General features: G+C 63.5%; 20 protein-coding genes. 7 read left to right on the forward strand and 13 right to left on the reverse strand.

Translation table 11 applies throughout. From position 1 onward, the window contains the following. Positions 1–14: 14 nt before the first annotated feature. The 3 genes from atuC to CDO35_RS14805 are packed head-to-tail and all read right to left on the reverse strand — an operon-like array spanning position 15 to position 4,351. Positions 15–1,631: a geranyl-CoA carboxylase subunit beta gene (gene atuC / locus CDO35_RS14795; protein ID WP_099525459.1), complete on the reverse strand. Its 1,617-nt coding sequence runs from the start codon at positions 1,629–1,631 to the stop codon at positions 15–17. A gap of 4 nt (positions 1,632–1,635) precedes the next feature. Continuing rightward, positions 1,636–2,505: an SDR family oxidoreductase gene (locus CDO35_RS14800; protein WP_099525460.1), complete on the reverse strand. Its 870-nt coding sequence runs from the start codon at positions 2,503–2,505 to the stop codon at positions 1,636–1,638. Positions 2,506–2,545: 40 nt separating this feature from the next. Next, positions 2,546–4,351 carry an acyclic terpene utilization AtuA family protein gene (locus CDO35_RS14805; protein WP_099525461.1) on the reverse strand — a complete coding sequence of 602 codons (1,806 nt, stop codon included), beginning with the start codon at positions 4,349–4,351 and terminating at the stop codon, positions 2,546–2,548. 222 nt (positions 4,352–4,573) lie between these two features. Between CDO35_RS14805 and CDO35_RS14810 the strand changes: the two genes are divergently transcribed. From CDO35_RS14810 to CDO35_RS14820, 3 genes are all read left to right on the forward strand, one after another. Then, positions 4,574–5,197 (forward strand): TetR/AcrR family transcriptional regulator, encoded by a 624-nt coding sequence (locus CDO35_RS14810; protein WP_099525462.1) that lies wholly within the window; start codon positions 4,574–4,576, stop codon positions 5,195–5,197. Between the two features lie 95 nt (positions 5,198–5,292). Continuing rightward, the gene (locus tag CDO35_RS14815) at positions 5,293–6,078 is read left to right on the forward strand and encodes a substrate-binding periplasmic protein (RefSeq protein WP_099525463.1); all 786 of its coding nucleotides are present in this window, start codon (positions 5,293–5,295) and stop codon (positions 6,076–6,078) included. A 75-nt stretch (positions 6,079–6,153) separates the two neighbouring features. Further along, entirely contained in the window at positions 6,154–6,972 is an 819-nt protein-coding gene (locus CDO35_RS14820) for a substrate-binding periplasmic protein (RefSeq protein WP_099525464.1), read from the forward strand. Here CDO35_RS14820 and CDO35_RS14825 read toward each other — a convergent pair. The 4 genes from CDO35_RS14825 to CDO35_RS14840 all read right to left on the reverse strand — a co-directional run bounded on the left by CDO35_RS14825 (position 6,923) and on the right by CDO35_RS14840 (position 10,170). Beyond that, positions 6,923–7,681 (reverse strand): CPBP family intramembrane glutamic endopeptidase, encoded by a 759-nt coding sequence (locus CDO35_RS14825; protein WP_099525465.1) that lies wholly within the window; start codon positions 7,679–7,681, stop codon positions 6,923–6,925. The two genes, CDO35_RS14820 and CDO35_RS14825, sit on opposite strands and share 50 nt — an antisense overlap. 98 nt (positions 7,682–7,779) lie before the next feature. Then, positions 7,780–7,953: a DUF2897 family protein gene (locus CDO35_RS14830; RefSeq protein WP_099525466.1), complete on the reverse strand. Its 174-nt coding sequence runs from the start codon at positions 7,951–7,953 to the stop codon at positions 7,780–7,782. Between the two features lie 55 nt (positions 7,954–8,008). Continuing rightward, complete coding sequence (gene eutC / locus CDO35_RS14835; RefSeq protein WP_099525467.1) at positions 8,009–8,776, reverse strand: ethanolamine ammonia-lyase subunit EutC; 768 nt, start codon at positions 8,774–8,776, stop codon at positions 8,009–8,011. After that, positions 8,776–10,170: an ethanolamine ammonia-lyase subunit EutB gene (locus CDO35_RS14840; protein ID WP_099525468.1), complete on the reverse strand. Its 1,395-nt coding sequence runs from the start codon at positions 10,168–10,170 to the stop codon at positions 8,776–8,778. The genes eutC and CDO35_RS14840 overlap by 1 nt, the downstream gene beginning before the upstream one ends. Before the next feature lie 358 nt (positions 10,171–10,528). Between CDO35_RS14840 and pyrF the strand changes: the two genes are divergently transcribed. From pyrF to CDO35_RS14855, 3 genes are all read left to right on the forward strand, one after another. Beyond that, a complete protein-coding gene (gene pyrF, locus CDO35_RS14845) occupies positions 10,529–11,230 on the forward strand; it encodes an orotidine-5'-phosphate decarboxylase (RefSeq protein ID WP_099525469.1) in 702 nt (233 codons plus the stop codon). Between the two features lie 218 nt (positions 11,231–11,448). Next, positions 11,449–12,210 carry an SDR family oxidoreductase gene (locus CDO35_RS14850; protein ID WP_099525470.1) on the forward strand — a complete coding sequence of 254 codons (762 nt, stop codon included), beginning with the start codon at positions 11,449–11,451 and terminating at the stop codon, positions 12,208–12,210. Between the two features lie 112 nt (positions 12,211–12,322). Beyond that, positions 12,323–13,219: a bile acid:sodium symporter family protein gene (locus CDO35_RS14855; protein WP_099525471.1), complete on the forward strand. Its 897-nt coding sequence runs from the start codon at positions 12,323–12,325 to the stop codon at positions 13,217–13,219. An 87-nt stretch (positions 13,220–13,306) separates the two neighbouring features. On the opposite strand, the gene CDO35_RS14860 is transcribed toward CDO35_RS14855, so the two are convergent. Both CDO35_RS14860 and CDO35_RS14865 read right to left on the reverse strand, forming a co-directional pair. Next, complete coding sequence (locus CDO35_RS14860) at positions 13,307–14,497, reverse strand: benzoate/H(+) symporter BenE family transporter (RefSeq protein WP_099525472.1); 1,191 nt, start codon at positions 14,495–14,497, stop codon at positions 13,307–13,309. Then, positions 14,497–15,108, reverse strand: a complete 612-nt coding sequence (locus CDO35_RS14865) for a LysE family translocator (protein WP_099525473.1) — start codon at positions 15,106–15,108, stop codon at positions 14,497–14,499. Before CDO35_RS14865 ends, CDO35_RS14860 begins: the two co-directional genes overlap by 1 nt. 140 nt (positions 15,109–15,248) lie before the next feature. Between CDO35_RS14865 and CDO35_RS14870 the strand changes: the two genes are divergently transcribed. Continuing rightward, positions 15,249–15,896 carry a hypothetical protein gene (locus CDO35_RS14870; protein WP_099525474.1) on the forward strand — a complete coding sequence of 216 codons (648 nt, stop codon included), beginning with the start codon at positions 15,249–15,251 and terminating at the stop codon, positions 15,894–15,896. A gap of 54 nt (positions 15,897–15,950) precedes the next feature. Here the strand turns inward: CDO35_RS14870 and CDO35_RS14875 are convergent, their stop codons facing one another. From CDO35_RS14875 to CDO35_RS14890, 4 genes are all read right to left on the reverse strand, one after another. Beyond that, complete coding sequence (locus CDO35_RS14875) at positions 15,951–18,359, reverse strand: TonB-dependent siderophore receptor (protein ID WP_099525475.1); 2,409 nt, start codon at positions 18,357–18,359, stop codon at positions 15,951–15,953. Positions 18,360–18,439: 80 nt separating this feature from the next. Continuing rightward, on the reverse strand, positions 18,440–19,387 hold the full coding sequence (locus CDO35_RS14880) for a FecR domain-containing protein (protein WP_099525476.1): 948 nt from the start codon (positions 19,385–19,387) through the stop codon (positions 18,440–18,442). After that, entirely contained in the window at positions 19,384–19,908 is a 525-nt protein-coding gene (locus CDO35_RS14885) for an RNA polymerase sigma factor (RefSeq protein ID WP_425048541.1), read from the reverse strand. Before CDO35_RS14885 ends, CDO35_RS14880 begins: the two co-directional genes overlap by 4 nt. Positions 19,909–20,110: 202 nt before the next feature. After that, complete coding sequence (locus CDO35_RS14890; RefSeq protein WP_099525477.1) at positions 20,111–20,632, reverse strand: MarR family winged helix-turn-helix transcriptional regulator; 522 nt, start codon at positions 20,630–20,632, stop codon at positions 20,111–20,113. Between the last annotated feature and the right edge of the window lie 5 nt (positions 20,633–20,637).

The raw sequence follows: 20,637 nt of genomic DNA on the forward strand, positions 1-20,637 counted from the left end.
CACCCGCCCTACGTTTAAAATCTCGCGACGCCGAAACGGTTGGATTTCAACGGTCGCAGGTTGGCTTCGGCGCAGATATCCAGCAAGAAGCCCAGCAGCTTGCGCGTATCGCGCGGGTCGATCAGGCCGTCGTCCCACAGGCTGGCGGTGCCGTAGAGAGCCGTGGACTGGCTGTCGAGCTTCTGCGCTGTCACGGTTTCCAGCATGTCGAGCATTTTCGGATCGGCTTCCTTGCCTTCCTTGGCGTGCTTGTCCTCGGTGACGATGCGCAGCACCTTGCCGGCCTGGGCACCGCCCATCACGGCGGTGCGGCTGTTGGGCCAGGCGAAGATGAAGCGCGGGTCGAGGCCACGGCCGCACATGGCGTAGTTGCCGGCGCCGTAGGAGCCGCCAACGACGATGGTGAGCTTGGGCACCGTGGCGTTGGCCACGGCCTGGATCATCTTCGAACCGTGCTTGATCACGCCGTTTTGTTCCGATTCCGTCCCGACCATGAAGCCGGTGGTGTTGTGGAAGAACAGGATCGGCGTGTTGCTCTGCTCGCACAGCTGGATGAACTGCGCCGCCTTGGCCGCACCCTGCGGGGTGATCGGGCCGTTGTTGCCGATGAAACCGCAGGCCTGGCCTTCGATCTGCAGGTGACCGCAGACGGTCTGGCTGTCGAACTCGTTCTTGAAGTCGAGGAACTCGGAGCCATCGGCGATGCGCGCGATGATCTCGCGCACGTCGTAGGGCTTCTTGGCGTCGGCCGGCACCAGACCGAGCAGTTCCTCGGCCGGGTACAGCGGCTCGCGCCAGCTTTTCGCCGGACGCGCCGGCAACTGCTGGTTCCACGGCAGCATGGCGAGGATCTCGCGCGCCAGGCGCACGCCGTCGGCATCGTTCTCGGCCAGGTATTCGGCAGTGCCGGCGACCTGGGCGTGCATCTCGGCGCCGCCGAGTTGCTCGTCGGTGGCGATCTCGCCGGTGGCGGCTTTCAGCAGAGGCGGGCCGGCGAGGAACATCTTGGCCTTGCCGCGTACCACTACCACGTAGTCCGACAGGCCGGGCTGGTAGGCCCCGCCGGCAGTGCTGGAGCCGTGCACCACGGTGATCTGCGGCAGGCCCATGGCCGACATGCGCGCCTGGTTGGCGAAGCCGCGCGCGCCTTCGACGAAGATGTCGGCGGCGTAGTTGAGGTTGGCGCCGCCGCTCTCGGCCAGGGTCACCACCGGCAGTTTGTTCTCGAAGGCGATCTGCTGCAGGCGCAGGGATTTCTTCAGGCCCGTGGGGGAGATGGTGCCGCCCTTGATCGCGCTGTTGTTGGCGATCACCAGGCAACGCACGCCGGCGATATAGCCGATACCGGCGATCAGGCCGCCACCGGCCTGGCTGCCGTCCTTGTCGTCGTGCAGCTTGTAGCCGGCCAGCGAGGACAGCTCGAGGAAGGGCGCGCCGGCATCGAGCAGCAGGTTGATGCGTTCGCGCGGCAGCAATTGGCCGCGCTTCTCGAACTTGGCCTTGGCTTCCTGCGCCTTGTCGAGCACCTTCTGCTCGACGTCGCGGAAGGCCGCGATGGCCGCCAGCATGGCGTCACGGTTCTGCGCGAAGGCTTCGCCATGCACATCGATTTCCGATTGGATCACGGGCATCGCCTTACTCCTGATCTTTCAGTACGTCGGGCACGTAGGCCCGGTGGAAACCGTTGTAGGACTCGCTGTTTTTCGCCTTGCCCAACGTCCAGGCACGGGTGCCCTGGCTGGCGGCGCCATCGATGCGGATGGTGTTGCCGCTGATGAAATTGGCGCCCGGGCTGAGCAGGAAGACGATGGCCGCGGCCACCTCGGACTCGCTGCCGATGCGTTGCAACGGCACGTGATCCTTGAGGTTGCGGATCATGTTCTTCATCGACTCGGGGTAGGTGTCCATGCCGCTGGAGGCGATCCAGCCCGGCGCTACGGCGTTGACCCGCACGCCGGCGTGGCCCCACTCGTAGGCGGCGGTCTTGGTGAAGTTCTCCATGCCGGCCCGCGCTGCCCCCGAATGGCCCATGCCGGGCATGCCGCCCCACATGTCGGCGAGCATGTTGACGATGCTGCCGCCGTGCTTGCTCATGCTCTGCAGGAAGACTTCCTTGGCTACCAGAAAGCCGCCCACCAGATTGGTGCGTACCACGGTCTCGAAGCCTTTCTGGTTGATGCCGATCAGCGGCGCGGGGAACTGGCCGCCAGCATTGTTCACAAGCTGGTGGATGCGCCCGCGTTCCTTGACCACCGCGCCGACCATGGCCTTCACGGCTTCTTCGTCACGGATGTCGCAGACCTGGAAGCTGGCGCTGCCGCTGTCCTCGAGAATCTCGGCGCAGGTCTTCTCCAGCTTTTCCTGCTTGCGCCCGACCAGCACCACATGGGCGCCCAGATGGGCCAGTTCGTGGGCCACGCAGCGGCCGATGCCGCTGCCACCACCGGTGACCAGGATGGTCTGTTCATTGAACAGGCCAGGTTTGAATACGGAGTCGTAGCTCATTGTTCTTGTTGTCCTGAGTGATTGCGGTGCGCGTGGCGCGCTACGAGACGGTTGCAGTGTTCAGGCTGTCGGCCAGTGCCTTGGGCACCGGCACCGGGAATTCCAGCAGTTGCTGGGCGAACGCCTTGCCCTGCGGGTCGATGCGCAAGCTGGCGACGCCGCCGCCACCCAGCGCGTTTTCCAGCAGGAAGTTGAGGCTGTGGCTGCCCGGCAAGTACCAGCGGCTGACGCGGCCTTGCTCGGCGTCCAGGGTATGCGCCATCCAGTTGGCCACGGCTTCGGGCGTCAGTGCAGCGGCTATCCACGCCAGGTATTCGGGCTTTCTGGCCATCACGCCGATGTTGCTGTGGTTGCCCTTGTCGCCGGAGCGAGCCACGGCTAGGCGGATCAGGGGGACGGCGGAGTCGGCTTCACCCAACGGTACGGGCAGGGCGGCTGGCGCACGAAGTTGGGCTGGGTTGAAGGCATCGATCTGGGGCAGGGCGACCGGCTGGCGCTCGCCGTCGATTTCGACGCTCAGGGCGCAGGCACTCTTGTCCACCAGGAAGCTGAACAGGCGGATCACCGGGTAGACGGTGGGGCGGCCACCGACGATGCCGGTCAGGCCCGGCGCCATGCCGGTGGCAGCCTGGGCGATCTCGCGGGAGAAGAGGATCAGCGCCTCTTTCTTGGCATGCCGTGCGGCGATCTTCACTACCACTTCGCGGCTGTATTTGCGGTGAGCATGGACGCCATAGGTGGCTTCGCTGCCGAGCAGCTCGACGCTGACTTCCTGGTAACGGCCCCAGCCGCGCTCGGCAAACATCTCTTCGGTCTTCTTGATGATCGCATCGCTGACCCGTTCGGCCTTGGCCACGGCATCGATACCGGCAAGCAGGAAGCTGGCGGTGCAGCGGAAACCGTCCGGGTGCGTGGCACTGACCTTGTACTGGTCGGTGGGCGGCAGGCCGCGTGCGCCCTGCAGCTGCACGCGGTTGTCGCCGACCTGGCTCAGCTCGACCTGGGTGAAGTCGCAGATCACGTCCGGCAGCAGATAAGCGCGCGGATCGCCGATCTCGTAGAGCATCTGTTCGCCAACGGTAAAAGGCGTGACCAAGCCGCCGGAACCATCCGGCTTGGTCACGACGAAACGGCCATCGTCCTCGACTTCGACGATGGGGAAGCCGATGTGCTCGTAATCCGGCACGTCGCGCCAGTCGGTGAAGTTGCCGCCGGTGCACTGCGCGCCGCACTCGATGATGTGCCCGGCCAGTGCGGCCTGGGCCAGCTTGTCGTAGTCGCTCCAGGCCCAGCCGAACTCGTGCACCAGGGCGGCGCTGACCACCGCGCTGTCGACCACGCGGCCGGTGATGACGATGTCGGCGCCCTGCTGCAGCGCGGCGACGATGCCCGGTGCGCCCAGGTAGGCGTTGACCGAAACGCAGAAGGGCGGCAATGCGGCGCCAGTGAACATCTCGCGAGTACCGGCCTTGACCAACTCGCCGAGCTTGGGTTGCAGGTTGTCGCCGTGCAGCACGGCGATCTTCAGGTTCACCCCGGCCTGCTCGCAGGCGGCGCTCAGGGCCGCAGCGCAGGCCATCGGGTTGACCCCGCCGGCATTACTGATGACGCGGGTTTGCTTCACCGCCAGCTCGCCCAGCAGCGGCGCGAGCACTTCGACGAAGTCACGGGCGTAGCCGTCGTCTGGCTTCTTCATGCGGGCGCCGGCCATGATCGACATGGTGATCTCGGCCAGGTAGTCGAACACCAGATAATCCAGTTCGGCGCCGCGAACCAGTTGAGCGGCAGCAGTGGAGGTGTCGCCCCAGAAAGCGGAGGCGCAGCCGATGCGTACGGTTTTGGTCATTGGAATTGGCCCGTCACACATTTGAGAAGGTGAGCCCACACTACCAAGCAAGCGCTTGGTTGAAAAGTGGCGAAAGACGACATTTCGGCCAAAAATGCGCCCAAGCGCTTGCTTGGTCAGCTGGCGCCGCATACATTTCATCAAGCAAGACAAGCACTTGCCGGCAGCATGAAGAATTAATCAGAACAATCGCCGAGCAGGGCAATCAGGGGAGAAGTCAGCGTGGACGAACACAGAGCTCAGGCCGTGATGCAGGAGCTGGTCGATAGCGGCCAGGTGACCGATCCGGAGAGCGCCCGGGGCAAGCTGTTGCAGATGGCTGCCCACCTGTTCCGTAGCAAGGGTTACGAGCGCACCACGGTGCGTGATCTGGCCGCCGCCATTGGCATTCAGTCGGGCAGCATCTTTCACCACTTCAAGAGCAAGGACGAGATTCTGCGCTCGGTGATGGAGGAAACCATCGTCTACAACACTGCACTGATGCGCTCCGCGCTGGCAGAGGCGCAAGGCACGCGCGAGCGCTTGCTGGCGCTGATCCGCTGCGAGTTGCAATCGATCATGGGCGGTACCGGCGAGGCCATGGCCGTGCTGGTATACGAATGGCGTTCCCTGTCGAACGATGGCCAGGCGCAGGTGCTGGCCTTGCGTGATACCTACGAGCAGATCTGGCTGGCGGTGCTGGGCGAGGCTCGCGATGCCGGTTATTTCAAAGGTGATCCTTTTATTCAACGGCGTTTTCTCACAGGAGCGCTGAGCTGGACCAACACCTGGTTCCGCTCGCAAGGGCCGATGAGCCTGAATCAACTGGCCGAGGAAGCGCTGTCATTGGTATGTAAGGACGCCTGAGCGATTTCGGCTAGGCTAGGAGCACCCGCCGGTTTTCGGCTCGAACACGGGCGCAGCGGTCTTCCCGCGTTGCGATCCGTGACGAGAGGTCGAGTTTGCGCGCATTAGCCTTTTGCCTGCTGTCCTGCCTGTTGCTGCTGCATGTGCCTGTCGCCGTTGCGGTCGAGGAGGTGCGTGTCGGCGGTTATCACTTCCCGCCTTACCTGGATAAACCTGACTCGCAGCACCCGCAAGGTCTGGTACCCGAGTTGCTGCAAGCGCTCAACGCGGTGCAGCAGCGGTATCGCTTCGTCCTGGTGCCGACCTCTGCAACCCGCCGTTACCGCGACCTGGAGAGCGGCCGCTTCGATCTGATGTTTTTCGAGTCCAGCCGTTGGGGGTGGCAGGGCACTTCATACCTGGCCTTGGGTTTGGATATCGATGATGCGGAAGTTTATGTCGCTGCGGCTGAGCCGGGGCGCGGCCAGGAGTATTTCGAGGACCTTAGCGACAAGCGCATGGCGCTCTATAACGGCTATCACTACGGCTTCGCCGGGTTCGATGCCGACCCTGACTACCTTGCGCGCACCTTCAACGCGGTGCTGACCTACTCCCACGACAGCAACGTGCGCATGCTGCTGGCGCGACGTGTCGATATAGCAGTGGTGACACGTTCATACTTGGAGCTGTTTCTGGAGCTACACCCGGAAATACTGCCTGAGCTTCTGGTATCCGAGCGCCTGGACCAGCTCTATCATCATCAGGTTCTGCTGCGGCCGAAGGGGGCTCTGAGCCCTGCAGAAGTGGCAGGATTGCTCAGTCAGTTACAAGCCAATGGCGAGCTATCCAGGCTACTTGGACGGTATCGTCTGACATTAGGCGGCAAAATGTCTGCGCAGTGAAAATCCATCTAGTCGGTCAGGAGAGACTGGAGTAGGCTGCACCACACTAGAAGAAGGATTTTTTGGGGATTTGACATGCGGCATTCGCGGCGCTGGGTTCATGAGTGTTGGGTTGCCTTGGGTCTATTGTTTGCCAGTTCTCTCTACGCTGCCGAGGTCGTCAAGGTCGGCGGTGCGCACTTCCCTCCGTACGTCATCAAATCCAACCTGCAAGAGTCGAGCGGCCTATTGCCGCAACTGCTCGACGCGCTCAATCAAGAACAGGCTGAATACCATTTCACCATGCTGCCCACGGCCATTGTGCGTCGCTTTAGCGACCTGCAACGAGGGCGTATCGACATGGCGATTTTCGAGAACCCGCAGTGGGGTTGGCAGGACATCGACGCCGAGGCCGTAGACATGGGGCTGGAAGACGCCGAGTTATTCGTCGCCAGAGTGGAAGAGCGGCGCGGCCAGGAGTACTTCGAGCAGCTCGAAGGCAAACGTCTGGCGCTCTACCGCGGTTATCACTACGGCTTTGCCCAGTTCAACAGTGACCCGGAGTTTCTTACCCGCACCTTCAATGCCAATCTCGGTCACTCTCACGACAGCAACCTGCTGATGGTGGTGCGCGGGCGTGCGGATGTCGCGTTGGTGACCCGCTCCAACCTTTACGACTTCGTTGAGCGTAATCGCGAGCATGCGCGCAAGCTGCTGATCTCGGAGGGGGTCGATCAGGTCTACCGTCATCACGCGATGATCCGTCCCGGCGCCCCGATAAGCCCTGAGCGCTTCGCCGCCTTGCTCGAGCGGCTACGGGTAAAAGGCGAATTGCAGCGCATATTTTCGCCTTACCGTATAGCTGTCATGCCAGTCGTAGCGGATAGCTCAACAGCATTAGATGCAGCAGATTGACTGCTGCGTGCAGGGCGATTGCCAAGCTAATGCGACCGCTGTAGTGAAAGGCCAGCCCATAACCCAGCCCTGCACAGGTCGCCACCACCGCAAATAGCGTGCTGAAGGGCAGGTGGGCTGCGCCGAAAAGACCCGCCGTCAACAGCAAACCAGGCCATATGCCCAGGCGCTTGATCAAGGCGTTTTGCAGCAGACCGCGAAAGAGCAACTCTTCCGCCAGCACCGCTATGCCGAGATTGACCGCCAGCCACAGCAGCAGGCCCTGTGGCCATTTCGGTTGCCAGGCGACCAGGCCCAGCGCCATGGCCAGTAGCGGCACCAGCAGCAAGGTGGCGATGCACGCCAGCCAGGCATTTTTCAGCGAGTTCACGGGGCTGCGTGGTTGCCCTAGCCACCAGGCGAGCAGGGCGGTTCCCAGCAACAGTTTGTCCCAGGACAAGCGCAGCGCGTAGGGCGCGGCGTCCGGGCTGAGGAGGCGCGGTTGCCACAACTGCCAGGGGCGGAAACCGGGTATGAGATGCGCCGCCAGGGCGACTCCACCGAGCAGGATCAAAGGCAGCCATAGCCAGTTTGGCAGGCGCGGTTGTCCGGCCAGCAAGACGATAACGAACACGCTGCCCAACAGCAGGCCGACGGGCTCGATGAAGCCCAGGCCAGCGCCCAGAGCGAGGGTAAGAGCGGGGAACAGCAGGCGCAGATGCAGAGGCATGGCACCTTCTCCTGAGAAGGCGCGCAGTCTAGCAGGCAGTCGAAAAACCACCTCGGCTTTGGCTTCTTGCGCTGAGAGGGCGCGGAGAGTGGGGGCGCTTAGCGTTGACGCTCGCGTGCGTCCTTGGCCTCTTGCTCGACGGCGCGTTTACGCATGCGTTCGAGCTGGTCTTCGCTCAGACGCATCTTTTTGGCGCTGCTGCGCAGCACCAGCAAACTACCAATCACCGAGCCGAACACCAGGACCAGCAGCAGCCAGACGTACCAAGGCATGATGACTCCTCACAAGGGACTAGAGTCGTCACCATAACCCGCGGGCCGAGACTTGTCAGTCTGCCTGTACTGCGACTGCCTGCATGCTGCTGTCGTCCTTGAGCTTCACGCCGCTTAGTTGCAGGCGCAATGCCTGACGCGCCAGGTAGTCGAGCTTGTGTGCTGCCAGTTCGTAGGGCAGGCCTTCAGGTCGCACATTGGAGATACAGTTACGGGCGCTGTCCAGACAGCCCACGCGCGGGGCGTAGGTCAGGTACAGGCCGAGGCTGTCCGGCGAGGTCAGCCCAGGGCGCTCACCGATCATGACGATCACCAGACGTGCGCGCAGGGCTTCACCGATGCCGTCGCCAATCGCCACGCGCCCCTGTTCGGCCAGCACCACCGGGGTGTTGGCCCAATCGGTATCAAAACGCTCGCGCAGGGCTTGCAACAGCGGCAGGGCATGGCGCTGGACGGCAACGGCCGACAAACCGTCGGCGAGGACGATGGCGATTTCAGGAGCCGGCAGTTCGTGCTGCAGTTGCACCTGGCAGTCGCCGTGCAAGTGGCGGCCGTGATCCGGGCGCAGCAGGTAGGTCTGCCGGTCTTCGGCGTTGCTGCGTACTTTCAAGGTGCGAAAGCCCGCCGCATGCAACTGGTGCTTGAGTTCGCTGAAGTCCAGCGGACGATGCACCGCATCGCGCGCCTGGGCATGGGCCAGGCCGAACTTCAGCACCTCGCGGGTGGGTAGGCTGCAGCCGACGCGGCCGAGCGCGATACGGGCCGAGGTATGCGTGCGCAATTCGTCCCAGGGGTTGTGCTGGATCAAGTCGATCTGTTTCATCAGGCCGCTCCGGAAATCTGTGGCAACTGCTTGAGCAGATGATGGCCGCTACCGATCTCACGCAGGCGGCCGCTGGGTTCGGTAATGGCCATGCGCGCCAGCCAGGCGTCGAATTCCGGCGCGCGTTTCAGGCCCAGCACATTGCGCAGGTAAAGCGCGTCGTGGAACGAGGTGCTCTGGTAGTTGAGCATGATGTCGTCGGCACCCGGGATGCCCATGATGAAGTTGATACCGGCCGCACCAAGCAGGGTAAGCAGGCTGTCCATGTCGTCCTGATCGGCTTCTGCATGGTTGGTGTAGCAGACGTCGCAGCCCATCGGCAGGCCAAGTAGCTTGGCGCAGAAATGGTCTTCCAGGCCCGCGCGGATGATCTGCTTGCCGTCGTAGAGGTATTCCGGGCCGATGAAGCCGACCACGGTATTGACCAGCAGTGGACGGAATTCACGAGCGACGGCATAGGCGCGGACCTCGCAGGTCTGCTGGTCGACGCCATGGTGGCCGCCGGCCGACAGCGCGCTGCCCTGACCGGTTTCGAAATACATGACGTTGTCGCCCAGGGTGCCGCGCCCGAGTGACAGCGCGGCCTCGTGGGCCTCGCGCAGGATCGCCAGGGACACGCCAAAACCGGCGTTGGTGGCCTCGGTGCCGGCGATGGACTGAAACACCAGATCGATCGGCGCACCGGCCTCGATGGCTTGGATCTGTGTGGTGACGTGGGTCAGCACGCAGCTCTGCATGGGGATTTCGAAGTGCTGGCGCACCTCGTCCATCATCTGCCACAGGCGCATCAGTGTCGGCAGCGAATCGCTGGCCGGGTTGATACCGACCGTGGCATCGCCGGAGCCATAGAGCAGACCGTCGAGCATGCTGGCAGCGATACCGCGCACATCGTCGGTAGGGTGGTTGGGTTGCAGGCGCACGGCCAGATGGCCGGGCAGGCCCAAGGTATTGCGAAAACGAGTGATCACCTGGCATTTGCGCGCTACCAGAATCAGATCCTGATTGCGCATCAGTTTGCTCACCGCGGCGACCATCTCTGGTGTCAGTCCAGCGGCCACTGCCGCCAGGCGCGCGCTGTCGGTTTTTTCCAGTAGCAGCCAGTCGCGCAGATCACCCACGGTCAGGTGGCTGATCGGGGCGAAGGCCGCGGCGTCATGGCGGTCGATGATCAGCCGGGTGACTTCGTCGTCTTCGTAAGGAATCAGCGCCTCGTCGAGGAAGCGCTTGAGCGGCACCTCAGCCAGTGCCAGCTTGGCCGCCATGCGTTCTTCGTAGGTAGCAGCAGCCAGCCCCGCCAGGTAGTCGCCGGAGCGCGCCGGGCTGGCCTTGGCCAGCAGCGTCTTGAGGTCGGCGAAGTGGTAGACCAGGCTGCCGATGGTGGTTTGATAAGGCATGGCTGCAACCCATTGCAGAGAGGATGTGCTTACCGTGCAGTGCTCATGCCAGAGGCCTGAGCGCTGACCATCCGCCGCCTGCACCTGGATGCCGGTCGGATCGGACGAATGAAAAAGGTGCAGTGGCAGTGTGGGTGCACCGCTCTGGCGCGCAGTCGCGCGATGCCTGTTACATGATGGCAACCACAATTCGAATGCTGAATTTCCGATGGCAGGAGGTAGTTGGCAGCTGGATGGCCACTAGACCGGTTTTCATTCGGGCTGCCGCTCTGCATGCGAGAGGGGCTTTAACCGCGACCAGCGCCAGGATGCTTTGCGCTACAATGCGCGGCGTTTTTATCCTGTTCGAGACTCGCCCATGCCCGCCTGCCAAACCCCGATCATCGTCGCCCTCGACTTTCCCAGCCGTGATGCCGCTCTGGCGCTGGCCGACCAGCTCGATCCGGCGCTGTGCCGGGTCAAGGTCGGCAAGGAATTGTTCACTCGCAGTGGTCCGCAAGTGGTTGAGGCGTTGCGGGCCAAGGGTTTCGAGCTGTTCCTCGATCTGAAATTCCACGATATCCCCAACACCACGGCGATGGCGGTCAAGGCTGCAGCGGAGTTGGGCGTGTGGATGGTCAATGTGCACTGTTCCGGCGGTCTGCGCATGATGGCGGCCTGCCGTAACGAACTGGACAAGCTCGCTGGCGCCAAGCCGCTGCTGATCGGCGTGACGGTGCTGACCAGCATGGAGCAGCAGGACCTGGCCGGCATCGGCCTGGATGTGCCGCCGCAGGAGCAGGTACTGCGCCTGGCCGGCCTGGCTGCTGAAGCCGGGCTCGATGGTCTGGTCTGCTCGGCGCAGGAAGCGCAGGCATTGAAGGTCGCGCAGCCGCGCTTGCAACTGGTGACGCCGGGCATTCGTCCTGCTGGCAGCAATGCCGATGACCAAAAGCGCATCCTCACCCCACGCCAGGCGCTGGATGCTGGCTCCGATTACCTGGTGATCGGCCGCCCGATCAGCCAGGCTGCCGATCCGGCGCAGGCGCTGGCGGCTGTGGTTGCCGAACTGCAAGGCTGAGCCCTGTAGCCCGGATGAAGTCCGGGGCGGTCTGGCACGTAGTCCGATCTGTCCCGGATTTCATCCGGGCTATCCGCTGCTCGCGATAACGCGCTGCTGGAGTCGTCATCAGCGCCCTGCATGACCCACCACTCCAGAGTCTGATAGTGCTGCTCTGCGCGCGGCCGGCTGGCTAGACTCCTCGCCAATTCAACAAGAATCGCTGCGAGGAAGCAGACATGAGCATGACGTTCTCCGGCCAGGTCGCCCTGGTCACCGGCGGTGCCGCCGGTATTGGCCGTGCCACCGCCCAGGCTTTCGCTGCCGAAGGGCTCAAGGTGGTGGTTTCCGATGTCGACGTGAGCGGTGGTGAAGGTACCGTCGAGCTGATTCGTGCGGCCGGTGACGAGGCCTGCTTCGTGCGTTGCGACGTGACCTGCGATGCCGAGGTCAAGGCACTGATGGACGCCACCATGGCGCAGTACGGCCGCCTGGACTACGCCTTCAACAACGCCGGCATCGAGATCGAACAGGGCAAACTGGCCGACGGCAACGAAGCCGAGTTCGACGCCATCATGGGCGTCAACGTCAAGGGCGTATGGCTGTGCATGAAGCACCAGATCCCCTTGCTGCTGGCCCAGGGCGGCGGCGCCATCGTCAATACCGCTTCGGTGGCCGGTCTGGGTGCCGCACCGAAGATGAGCATCTATGCCGCCTCCAAGCATGCGGTGATCGGCCTGACCAAATCCGCTGCGATCGAGTACGCCAAGAAGAAGCTGCGGGTAAACGCGGTATGCCCAGCGGTGATCGACACCGATATGTTCCGCCGCGCCTACGAAGCCGACCCGAAGAAGGCCGAGTTCGCCGCCGCCATGCACCCGGTCGGGCGTATCGGCAAGGTCGAGGAGATCGCGGCTGCCGTGCTCTATCTGTGCAGCGACCACGCCGCGTTCACCACTGGCCAGGCGTTGGCTGTGGATGGTGGCGCCACGGCGATATAAAGGCTCTAGCCCGGTCGTCTGCACGTCGGCTAAGGTTGGCTCGCAGGGCCACTGCCAGCAGTGGCCCTGACTCAGCACAATCCTGCCAGGTTCAACTGGAGCGATAACAATAATGACCGCCGATCCCTTGCTGACGTTTTTCCTTCCCGCTGCGCTGGGCATCATCATGCTCGGGCTTGGCCTGTCACTGAGCCTGGCCGACTTCGCCCGCGTGGCCAAATTCCCCAAACCGGTATTGATCGGTCTGGCTTGCCAACTGCTGTTGCTGCCGCTGGCGTGCTTCTTCCTGGCCAAGGCCTTCGGCCTGGCGCCGGCGCTGGCCGTCGGCTTGATGCTACTGGCGGCCTCGCCGGGCGGCACCACGGCCAACCTCTACAGCCACCTGGCCCATGGCGACGTGGCATTGAACATCACTCTCACCGCGGTCAATTCGGTGATCGCGATTCTGACCATGCCGCTGATCGTCAACCTGTCGCTGGCTTACTTCATGTCCGCCGATCAGGCCATCCCGCTGCAGTTCGCCAAGGTGGTGCAGGTGTTCGTCATCGTCCTCGGGCCGGTGGCCATCGGCATGTGGCTGCGCAGTCGTTTCCCCGGCTTCGCCGAGCGTATGCAGAAACCGGTGAAGATCGTTTCGGCACTGTTCCTGCTGTTGATCATCCTGCTGGCGGTGGCCAAGGACTGGCGCACCTTTGTCGATTACGCGCCTGCGGTCGGCGGTGCGGCGCTGGCCTTCAACCTGCTGAGCATGGCGGTGGGGTACTGCGTGCCGCGCCTGCTCAAGCTCAATCTGCGTCAGGCGATTGCCATCGCCATGGAGATCGGCATCCACAACGGCACCCTGGCCATCACCCTGGCACTCAGCCCGGCGCTGCTGAACAACCCGACCATGGCGATTCCGGCGGCCATCTACAGCCTGATCATGTTCGTTACCGCAGCGCTGTTCGGGCTGTGGGTCAACCGTATGCACGGCGCCGAGCTGGCTCACGAAACGGTGGCTGAACAGTAGGGTGCGCCATGCGCACCGCTTGAACACGCTGTTATCCAGTGGTGCGCACGGCGCACCCTACCGCTCGTAGCCCGGATTGCATCGGAGTTAGCGCTTGCCCCAGTTGAGCACGGCCAGCGTCAGCAGGCCGGCGACGATACCCCAGAACGCTGAACCGACGCCCGCCAGGGTCATGCCCGAGGCGGTGACCAGAAAGGTGATCAGCGCCGCTTCGCGCTCGTTGGGCTCGCTCATGGCCTGGGTCAGACCGCCGATGATCGAGGCGAACAGTGCCAGCGCGGCGATGGAGAGGATTAACGCCGCCGGCAGCGCCGCGAACAGCGAGGCCAGGGTGGCGCCGAAGATGCCGGCAATGGCATAGAACACCCCACACCAGACCGCTGCGGTGTAGCGCTTGCGCGGATCTTCATGGGCTTCCGGTCCGGCGCAGATGGCGGCACTGATGGCGGCCATATGAATGCCATGGCTGCCGAATGGGGCCATCAGGATCGACACCAGGCCAGTGCTGGTCAGCAGTGGTGAGGCTGGCACGTCATAGCCATTGGCGCGCAGCACGGCCATGCCCGGCAGGTTCTGCGAGGCCATGGCGACGATGAACAGCGGAATGCCGATGCTGATGGCTGCGGCCAGCGAGAAACTCGGCGTGGTCCATTCCGGCGTGGCCAGCTGCAACTGGAAGTTCGTGAAGTCCAGCAGGCCGAAGACTGCTGCCAGCACGCTGCCGACGATCAGCGCGGAGAGCACCGAGTAACGCGGCCACAGGCGCTTGCCCAGCAGATAGGCGAGCAGCATGGCCACCACCAGGATGGGCTGCTGCTCGGCGGCCACGCAGATTTCCAGGCCGATCTTGAACAGCACACCGGCCAGCAGGGCGGCGGCGATGGAGCCGGGGATGCGGCGCATCAGGCGGTCGAAGGTGCCGGTCAGGCCGATCAGCACGATCAGCCCCGAGGCCAGGATGTAGGCGCCAATGGCCTCACCGTAGGACACCTGCGGCAGGCTGGTGATCAGCAGCGCAGCGCCGGGAGTGGACCAGGCGATCATCACCGGCGCGCGATAACGCAGCGAGAGCACGATGCAGCACAACGCCATGCCGATGGACAGCGCCCAGATCCACGAGGAAATCTGCCCGGCGGTTAGGCCGGCAGCCTGGCCGGCCTGGAACATCAGCACCAGGGAGCTGGTGTAGCCGGTAAGCATGGCGATGAAGCCAGCGACCACGGCCGAGGTGGAGGTGTCCGCCAGGGGGCGCAGGCGAGTAGGGGCGGCGTCTTGCATCAGAACATTCCAGTGTCGACGATGATGGGATACAGCGAGGCGACCAACAGCAGCGCCATGCCGATATTGAAGGCGCGCAACGCACGCGGGTTGTCCAGCCACTTGCGCAGCATGCTGCCGGCGACGGTCCACAAACCTACGCTTGGGCAGTTGACCAAGGCAAACAGGGCCGCGATCAGCAGCACGTTGCTGAAGAAACCATCCTGCGGCGTGTAGGTGGTGATGGCGCCAATGGCCATGATCCACGCCTTGGGATTGACCCACTGAAAGGCCGCCGCCTGCAGGAAGGTGAACGGCTTCGCTTCAGGGTTCTCGCGGCTCTGCGGTGCGCCGGACTGGGCGATCTTCCAGGCCAAGTAGAGCAGATACGCGGCGCCGAGATAGCGCAGTACGTCATGCAGTACCGGCAGGCGTTGGAACACCTGGCCGAGCCCCAGGCCCACGGCAGCCACCAGCAGCATGAAGCCCAGGCTGATGCCGAGCATGTGCGGAATGCTGCGGCGCACGCCGAAGTTCACCCCGGAGGCGAGCAGCATCATGTTGTTGGGCCCTGGCGTTACCGAGGTGACGAAGGCGAATGCGATGAAGGCGAGCAGCAGTTCGGTGGACATGGTCGTTCTCCGGTGACTGGCAAAGCCTATTGCGCGGCTGTCACGCCGTCGCGGTACAGCCACTGGTGGGTTGAACCGTACAGTCTGGTCAAGCGCATCGTGGATGGTTAGCCTTGATCTTTTGCAGACAAGGAAGCCTCATGCAGCCGGACAACCCCTACAGTGCCCCGCAGGTCGAACTGATCGATGACCAGCCGGTGCGGCAGCTCCCGGGCTGGAGTGTGCGTCAGTTACAGGTGCTTGGCTGGTTGGCGCTGATGTCTGCGCTGGGCAGTGCGCTGATGCTGTGCGTTATTTTCGCTAGCAGTTGGCTGGGCCAGGCAGAGCTGGAGCAGGTCGAGCGCTATACCCGCTGGCTGGGACTGTTGCTGATGTTGTTGGGCAACTACTTGTTGATCCGCCTCAAGAGCTTCATCGAGCAGCGTTTTGCTGCGCCGGGGCTGAGCTGGCCGGTCTGGATCATCGTTGCGCTGGCCCTGGTCAGTGGGGTGATGGACTTCATGGTTGGGGATCAACTGTTCAAGGCACTTAGCGTGCTGACCATCGCCTACCTGGGCCTGATGGTACTCATGGGGCTCGGCATTACCTGGTTCGGTATTCTCCTGCTCAAGGTGAGGCTGGCGTACGCCTCTCTGCGGGTCATGGCCTGGCTGTCCATCGCCAGCGGTGTGATGTTCGCCAGTGTGCTGTTTTTGCCGCTGGCTATAGTGCCGGCACTGGCGGTTTGCGTGGCGCAGGGGCTGGTGTTCTTCAGAGGGGCTGCCGAATTGCAGGGGGCTGCGAGTTAGCAAGGCCCAAAACGACAGGAGCCGCCCATCGGGCGGCTCTTGTTTTTCAGCCGATCACCACTTGTAGTCGAGGCTGGCCGTGACCCGGCGTGGGTCGCCGGCATAGCAGTAGAAGCCATCGCAGGTGGCCAGGTATTCCTTGTCGAACAGGTTGTTGGCGTTGAGCGACACGCTGGCGCCACGCAGGCTGGCGTCGATCTGGCCAAGGTCGTAGCGCACCGCCGCGTCGTAGACGGTATAGGCGCTGCTGTGTCCGTCGGAAGGATCACGGACGAAGCCCATGCTACCGACAGAGATGTTGTCGGTGGAACCGACGAAGCGGGCGCCAAAGCCGACGCCGAAGCCCGCCAGCACACCCTGACTCCAATCGTAGTCGGCCCAGATCGAGGCCTGATGCTCGGGGATCAGTGGCAGTGCGCGGTTCTTGTCGCGTGGATCACCGACCTTGGTCATCTTGCTGTTGGTGTAGCTGTAGGAGGCGGTCAGGCTGAGGTTCTCGGTGATATTACCGGTGGCTTCCAGCTCCAGGCCGCGTACTTCCACCTCGCTGACCGGCTCGGTGGCGCCGGCGATGTTGGTGGTCACGATGTTCTGCCGCGTGAGGTCATAGACCGCGGCGGTGAACAGCATGTCGCTACCCGGCGGTTGATACTTGATGCCCAGTTCGTACTGCTTGCCGGTGCTGGGTTTGAACGCCGCGCCGCCGTTGCCGCCCGCTTCGGCCTGGAAGGATTCGGCGTAGGACACATAGGGCGTGAAGCCGGAGTCGAACACATAGCTCAGCGCCGCATTGCCGCTGAATTGGCTGTCGCGACGGCTGTCCTTGGCATCGTTGGCGTTGTGGAACACCGAATCGGTGTCCAGACGGTCCCATCGGCCACCGAGGGTCACGCGCCAGTTGTCCAGCGACATTTGGTCCTGAAGGTAAAGGCCTGTGTTACGACGCTTCTGGTTGTAGTCCTGGTAAGCCGTGTAGCTGACGCCGCTGAAGTCCTGGCCGTAGATCGGGCGAATGATGTTGCTGCTGGGAGCAGAGCCGTACAACCAGCGGTAATCGGTATCCACGCGCAGGTAGTCGAGGCCCAGCAGCAGGGTGTGGCCGATGGCGCCAGTGTTGAAGTCCGCCTGGAAATTGTTGTCCACGGCGAAATGGCTGATGTTTTCGTCGTAGACGTTGGCGCCGCGTGCGACCGTACCGTCGTCAGCCACGGCGGTTGCCCAGCCCCCGGCCGTGATGATCTGGTTATCCAGTTCGAGCTTGCTGTAGCGCAGGTTCTGGTTGAACTGCCAGGTGTCGTTGATGCGGTGCTCGAAGGCGTAGCCCAGTGCGTAGAAGGTCTTGTCGTAGAACTCCCAGTCCGGGTCGCCGAGGTTCTTGTGGTAGTCGACCTTGCCGGCCGGGGTGCTCAGCTTGGTACCTTGCAGCGGCAGGAACTGGCTGGTGCCGCCGGTATCGTCACGGTTGAACTGACCGAGGAAGGTGAGCTTGGTGGTGTCAGCGATATTCCAGGTCAGGCTGGGCGCGAGGTTGAAGCGCTGGTCGTCGATATGCTCGACGGTGGTGCCGCTGTCCCGACCAGTACCGCTGAAGCGATAGAGGAAGCGGCCGTCGTCATCGATCTTGCCGGTGCTGTCGAAGCTGATCTGCTTGTGGTTGTAGTTGCCGACCTGAACCTGCACTTCATGGCTGCTTTCAGCCTGTGGGCGGCGGCTGACGGCGTCCACCAGACCGCCTGGTGGGGTCTGGCCATACACCGCCGAGGCCGGGCCGCGCAGCACGGCGACGCGCTCCAGATTCCAGGTTTCCAGCTTGGCCATGGTGTAGCTGCCCTTGGGCAGCGGCAGGCCGTCGAGCATCTGGATCGGTTCGAAGCCGCGGATCTTCATCCAGTCGGCGCGGCTGTCGCTGCCGTAGCTGCTGGCGATGACGCCCGGCATGTAGCGCACGGCATCATCGAGGTTCTGCACCTTGCGGTCCTGCATCTGCTCGCGGGTGGCGACGGAGATCGAGCGTGGGGTTTCCAGCAGCGGCGTGTCGGTCTTGGTGCCGGTCGCGGTGCGGTTGGCCAGGTAACCACGGGTTGGGCCCCAGGCGGTCTCGGCGGCCTGTTCGCTGGCGGTCACGGTGACGTCCGGCAGTGCCATTGCCGCTTCTGCGGCGGGGGCCAGGCTGTAGGCGCCGCCATTGCCGCTTTGCAACTGCAGGCCGGTGCCACGCAGCGCCTGATTGAGGGCTTCGATGGCTTCGTAGTCGCCGTTGACCGGTGCCGAGCTTTTGCCCGCGGTCAGGGCCGGGTCGATGCTCAGGGTCACGCCGGCCTGGCTGGCGATCTGGTTGAGTGTGGTCGCCAGAGGGCCGGCGGGCAGTTGGTAAACCTCAGCGTGGGCCAGCCCGGCATGCCCGGCGAAGGCGATGGTCAGGGCCAGCAGCGTGTGGCGGAACGGGGCAGGGCGGAAGGACATTGCGAACGTCTCCTAAGAGTTAATGTATCTCAATGCCCTTTTGCCGAAGCAGGAAGGAAAAGTGACAGGGGCTGGGAAAATTATTTTTCCGCCGGTACCACGCGGGTCCACCAGGGGCTCAGTTGCTCGGTGCGCACCGGCAAGCTCAGTGCGACAGCGGCCAGTGCCTTGTCGCTGTCGTGCAATGGGAAGCTGCCGCTGATGCGCAGATCGGCCAGGCTCGGATCGAGGCTCAGGTAACCGCTGCGGTATTCGCCGAGCTGATCGATCAGGCGCTGCAGGGGCAGGTTGTCCGCCACCAGCATGCCGCGGCTCCAGGCGTCGGCGCCGATGGGGGCAGGGTGGCTTGCGCTGAGGTGCTGGCTGTCCATGCGCACCTGTTCGCCGCTGTGGATGATGCGTTCCTGTGAACCGGCCAGCGGCCTGGCGGCGACTGCCGACTGCAACACGATCAGCTCGGTCGCGGCGCCTTCACGCCGTACCAGAAAGCGCGTACCCAGCGCACGCAAGCGTCCCTGCTCTGTCTCGACGATGAAGGGGCGGGTATCGCCCTTGGCGGTCTGAATCAGAATTTCGCCGCTGTGCAGGTGCAGGCGCCGTTCGTTTTCGTCGAATTCGATATCCAGCGCACTACGGCTGTTGAGGCGTACCTGGCTGCGGTCGGCGAGCAGCAGGTCGCGCTGTTCTCCACTGGCGGTATGGTAGCCGGCGAGGTAATCGCCAAGCGGGCGCTGCTGAGCCAGCAATACCAGCGTTATGCCCGTGGCCAGCAGCAGACCCAGGGCGCTACTGCCGAGGCGCCGACGGCTGGCGCTACTTTGCAACAAGGCGCGCCGTGCCATTGGTGTGTTGGCAGATGCGAGCTGCTGGTCGATACCGCCCAGGCGTTGCCAGACCAGACCATGCTCCGGGTGAGCGGCCAGCCAGTCGGCGAAGTCATGACGTTGCTGCTCGCTGGCTTCGCCCGAGTCCAGGCACAGCTGCCAGGCGATGGCCTCATCGAGCACACGAGCCGAGACCTGGCTCATTGCGGCGCTCCGTAAAGCGCGACGTAGCACTGGCGCAGGCCCTGGGCGAGGTACTGACGCACGCGCGACGGCGACACGCCAAGCCGCTCGGCGATCTCGGCGTGGCCGAGGCCATCCAGGCGGTTATAGAGAAACGCTGCGCGTGCCTTGCTCGATAGCTGGCCGAGCAAGCGGTCAATTTCGGTCAGTTGCTCCAATGCCAGGGCCTGTTCTTCCGGGCTGAGTTGCACCGCTTCAGGAGCCTGCGCGAGCGCTTCCAGGTAGGCGCGCTCCAGCGCGTTGCGGCGGAACTGGTCGACCAGCAATCCCTTGGCGATGGTGGTGAGCAGGGCTCTGGGTTCGCGTGGGCTATGCAGGTCAGCGCGACCGAGCAGGCGGACGAAGGTGTCCTGGCTCAGGTCTTCGGCGCGCTGCGCGCAATTCAGGCTTTTGCGCAGCCAGCCGAACAGCCAATCACGGTGATCGCGATAAAGCAGACCGACCAGCTGTTGGTTGCTGGAATCCTGAACCGACACGCGCACCTCGCGAGATCTAAGTTAAGGTGATAATGATTCGCATATGATTGCAGAGGTCGTGTCAGGGTGCAATCACGCGTTGGCGCGGCATGACCGGTGGTGCGGGGGAATGGAAAGGCAGGCTGAATCGGTAGGAGCGAGCTCTGCTCGCGAACAAGAGGGTTCGTGAGCAGAGCTCGCTCCTACGGGGGGCTTGTGACGACGATGCTCAGGTGCGTTCCTGGCGGCTGCGTGCCAGGGCGTGATTGACGGCCAGCCAGCCTTGCACGGCCTCTTCGCCCATCTCGCTGAATACGCGTTGCAGCAGGCGCGCCTGCTCGCGGCGCAGTGCCTGTTCCAGCTTGGCGCCCTCGGCAGTGAAACCCAGCACACGCTTGCGCTTGTCGTCCGCGGCAGCTTCGCTCTGCACCAGGTCCATCTCGATCAACTGGCGCAACGGCATGTTCAGCGCCTGTTTGCTCACCCCCAGGTAACCCAGCAGCTCGGTCATGTTCAGGCCTGGGTACTTGGCGATGAAGAACAGAATGCGGTGGTGCACGCGTGACAACCCGCGCTTGGCCAGCATTTCGTCCGGCTTGGCGGTGAAAGCCTGATAGCCGAAGAAGAAAGCCTCCATGGCGGCCTGCTGAGCTGCGCCGTTCTTGATCACCTGCGCGCCGTGACGGCCGGCCTGCGTGCCCTCGGCGGGCGACGTCAAAAATTTCTCGGAGAAATTTTTTAGGTCAGTCATATTGA

It is taken from the genome of Pseudomonas sediminis (assembly GCF_002741105.1).
Taxonomy (GTDB): Bacteria; Pseudomonadota; Gammaproteobacteria; order Pseudomonadales; family Pseudomonadaceae; genus Aquipseudomonas; species Aquipseudomonas sediminis.

Coding starts and splice junctions, on each gene's coding strand:
- CDO35_RS14860 (WP_099525472.1), bottom strand. CDS start 14,497: ATGCAAGACGCCGCCCCTACTCGCCTGCGCCCCCTGGCGGACACCTCC.
- eutC (WP_099525467.1), bottom strand. CDS start 8,776: ATGAAACAGATCGACTTGATCCAGCACAACCCCTGGGACGAATTGCGC.
- CDO35_RS14870 (WP_099525474.1), top strand. CDS start 15,249: ATGCAGCCGGACAACCCCTACAGTGCCCCGCAGGTCGAACTGATCGAT.
- CDO35_RS14875 (WP_099525475.1), bottom strand. CDS start 18,359: ATGTCCTTCCGCCCTGCCCCGTTCCGCCACACGCTGCTGGCCCTGACC.
- CDO35_RS14890 (WP_099525477.1), bottom strand. CDS start 20,632: ATGACTGACCTAAAAAATTTCTCCGAGAAATTTTTGACGTCGCCCGCC.
- CDO35_RS14880 (WP_099525476.1), bottom strand. CDS start 19,387: ATGAGCCAGGTCTCGGCTCGTGTGCTCGATGAGGCCATCGCCTGGCAG.
- CDO35_RS14805 (WP_099525461.1), bottom strand. CDS start 4,351: ATGACCAAAACCGTACGCATCGGCTGCGCCTCCGCTTTCTGGGGCGAC.
- atuC (WP_099525459.1), bottom strand. CDS start 1,631: ATGCCCGTGATCCAATCGGAAATCGATGTGCATGGCGAAGCCTTCGCG.
- CDO35_RS14820 (WP_099525464.1), top strand. CDS start 6,154: ATGCGGCATTCGCGGCGCTGGGTTCATGAGTGTTGGGTTGCCTTGGGT.
- CDO35_RS14830 (WP_099525466.1), bottom strand. CDS start 7,953: ATGCCTTGGTACGTCTGGCTGCTGCTGGTCCTGGTGTTCGGCTCGGTG.
- CDO35_RS14850 (WP_099525470.1), top strand. CDS start 11,449: ATGAGCATGACGTTCTCCGGCCAGGTCGCCCTGGTCACCGGCGGTGCC.
- CDO35_RS14840 (WP_099525468.1), bottom strand. CDS start 10,170: ATGCCTTATCAAACCACCATCGGCAGCCTGGTCTACCACTTCGCCGAC.
- pyrF (WP_099525469.1), top strand. CDS start 10,529: ATGCCCGCCTGCCAAACCCCGATCATCGTCGCCCTCGACTTTCCCAGC.
- CDO35_RS14865 (WP_099525473.1), bottom strand. CDS start 15,108: ATGTCCACCGAACTGCTGCTCGCCTTCATCGCATTCGCCTTCGTCACC.
- CDO35_RS14825 (WP_099525465.1), bottom strand. CDS start 7,681: ATGCCTCTGCATCTGCGCCTGCTGTTCCCCGCTCTTACCCTCGCTCTG.
- CDO35_RS14855 (WP_099525471.1), top strand. CDS start 12,323: ATGACCGCCGATCCCTTGCTGACGTTTTTCCTTCCCGCTGCGCTGGGC.
- CDO35_RS14800 (WP_099525460.1), bottom strand. CDS start 2,505: ATGAGCTACGACTCCGTATTCAAACCTGGCCTGTTCAATGAACAGACC.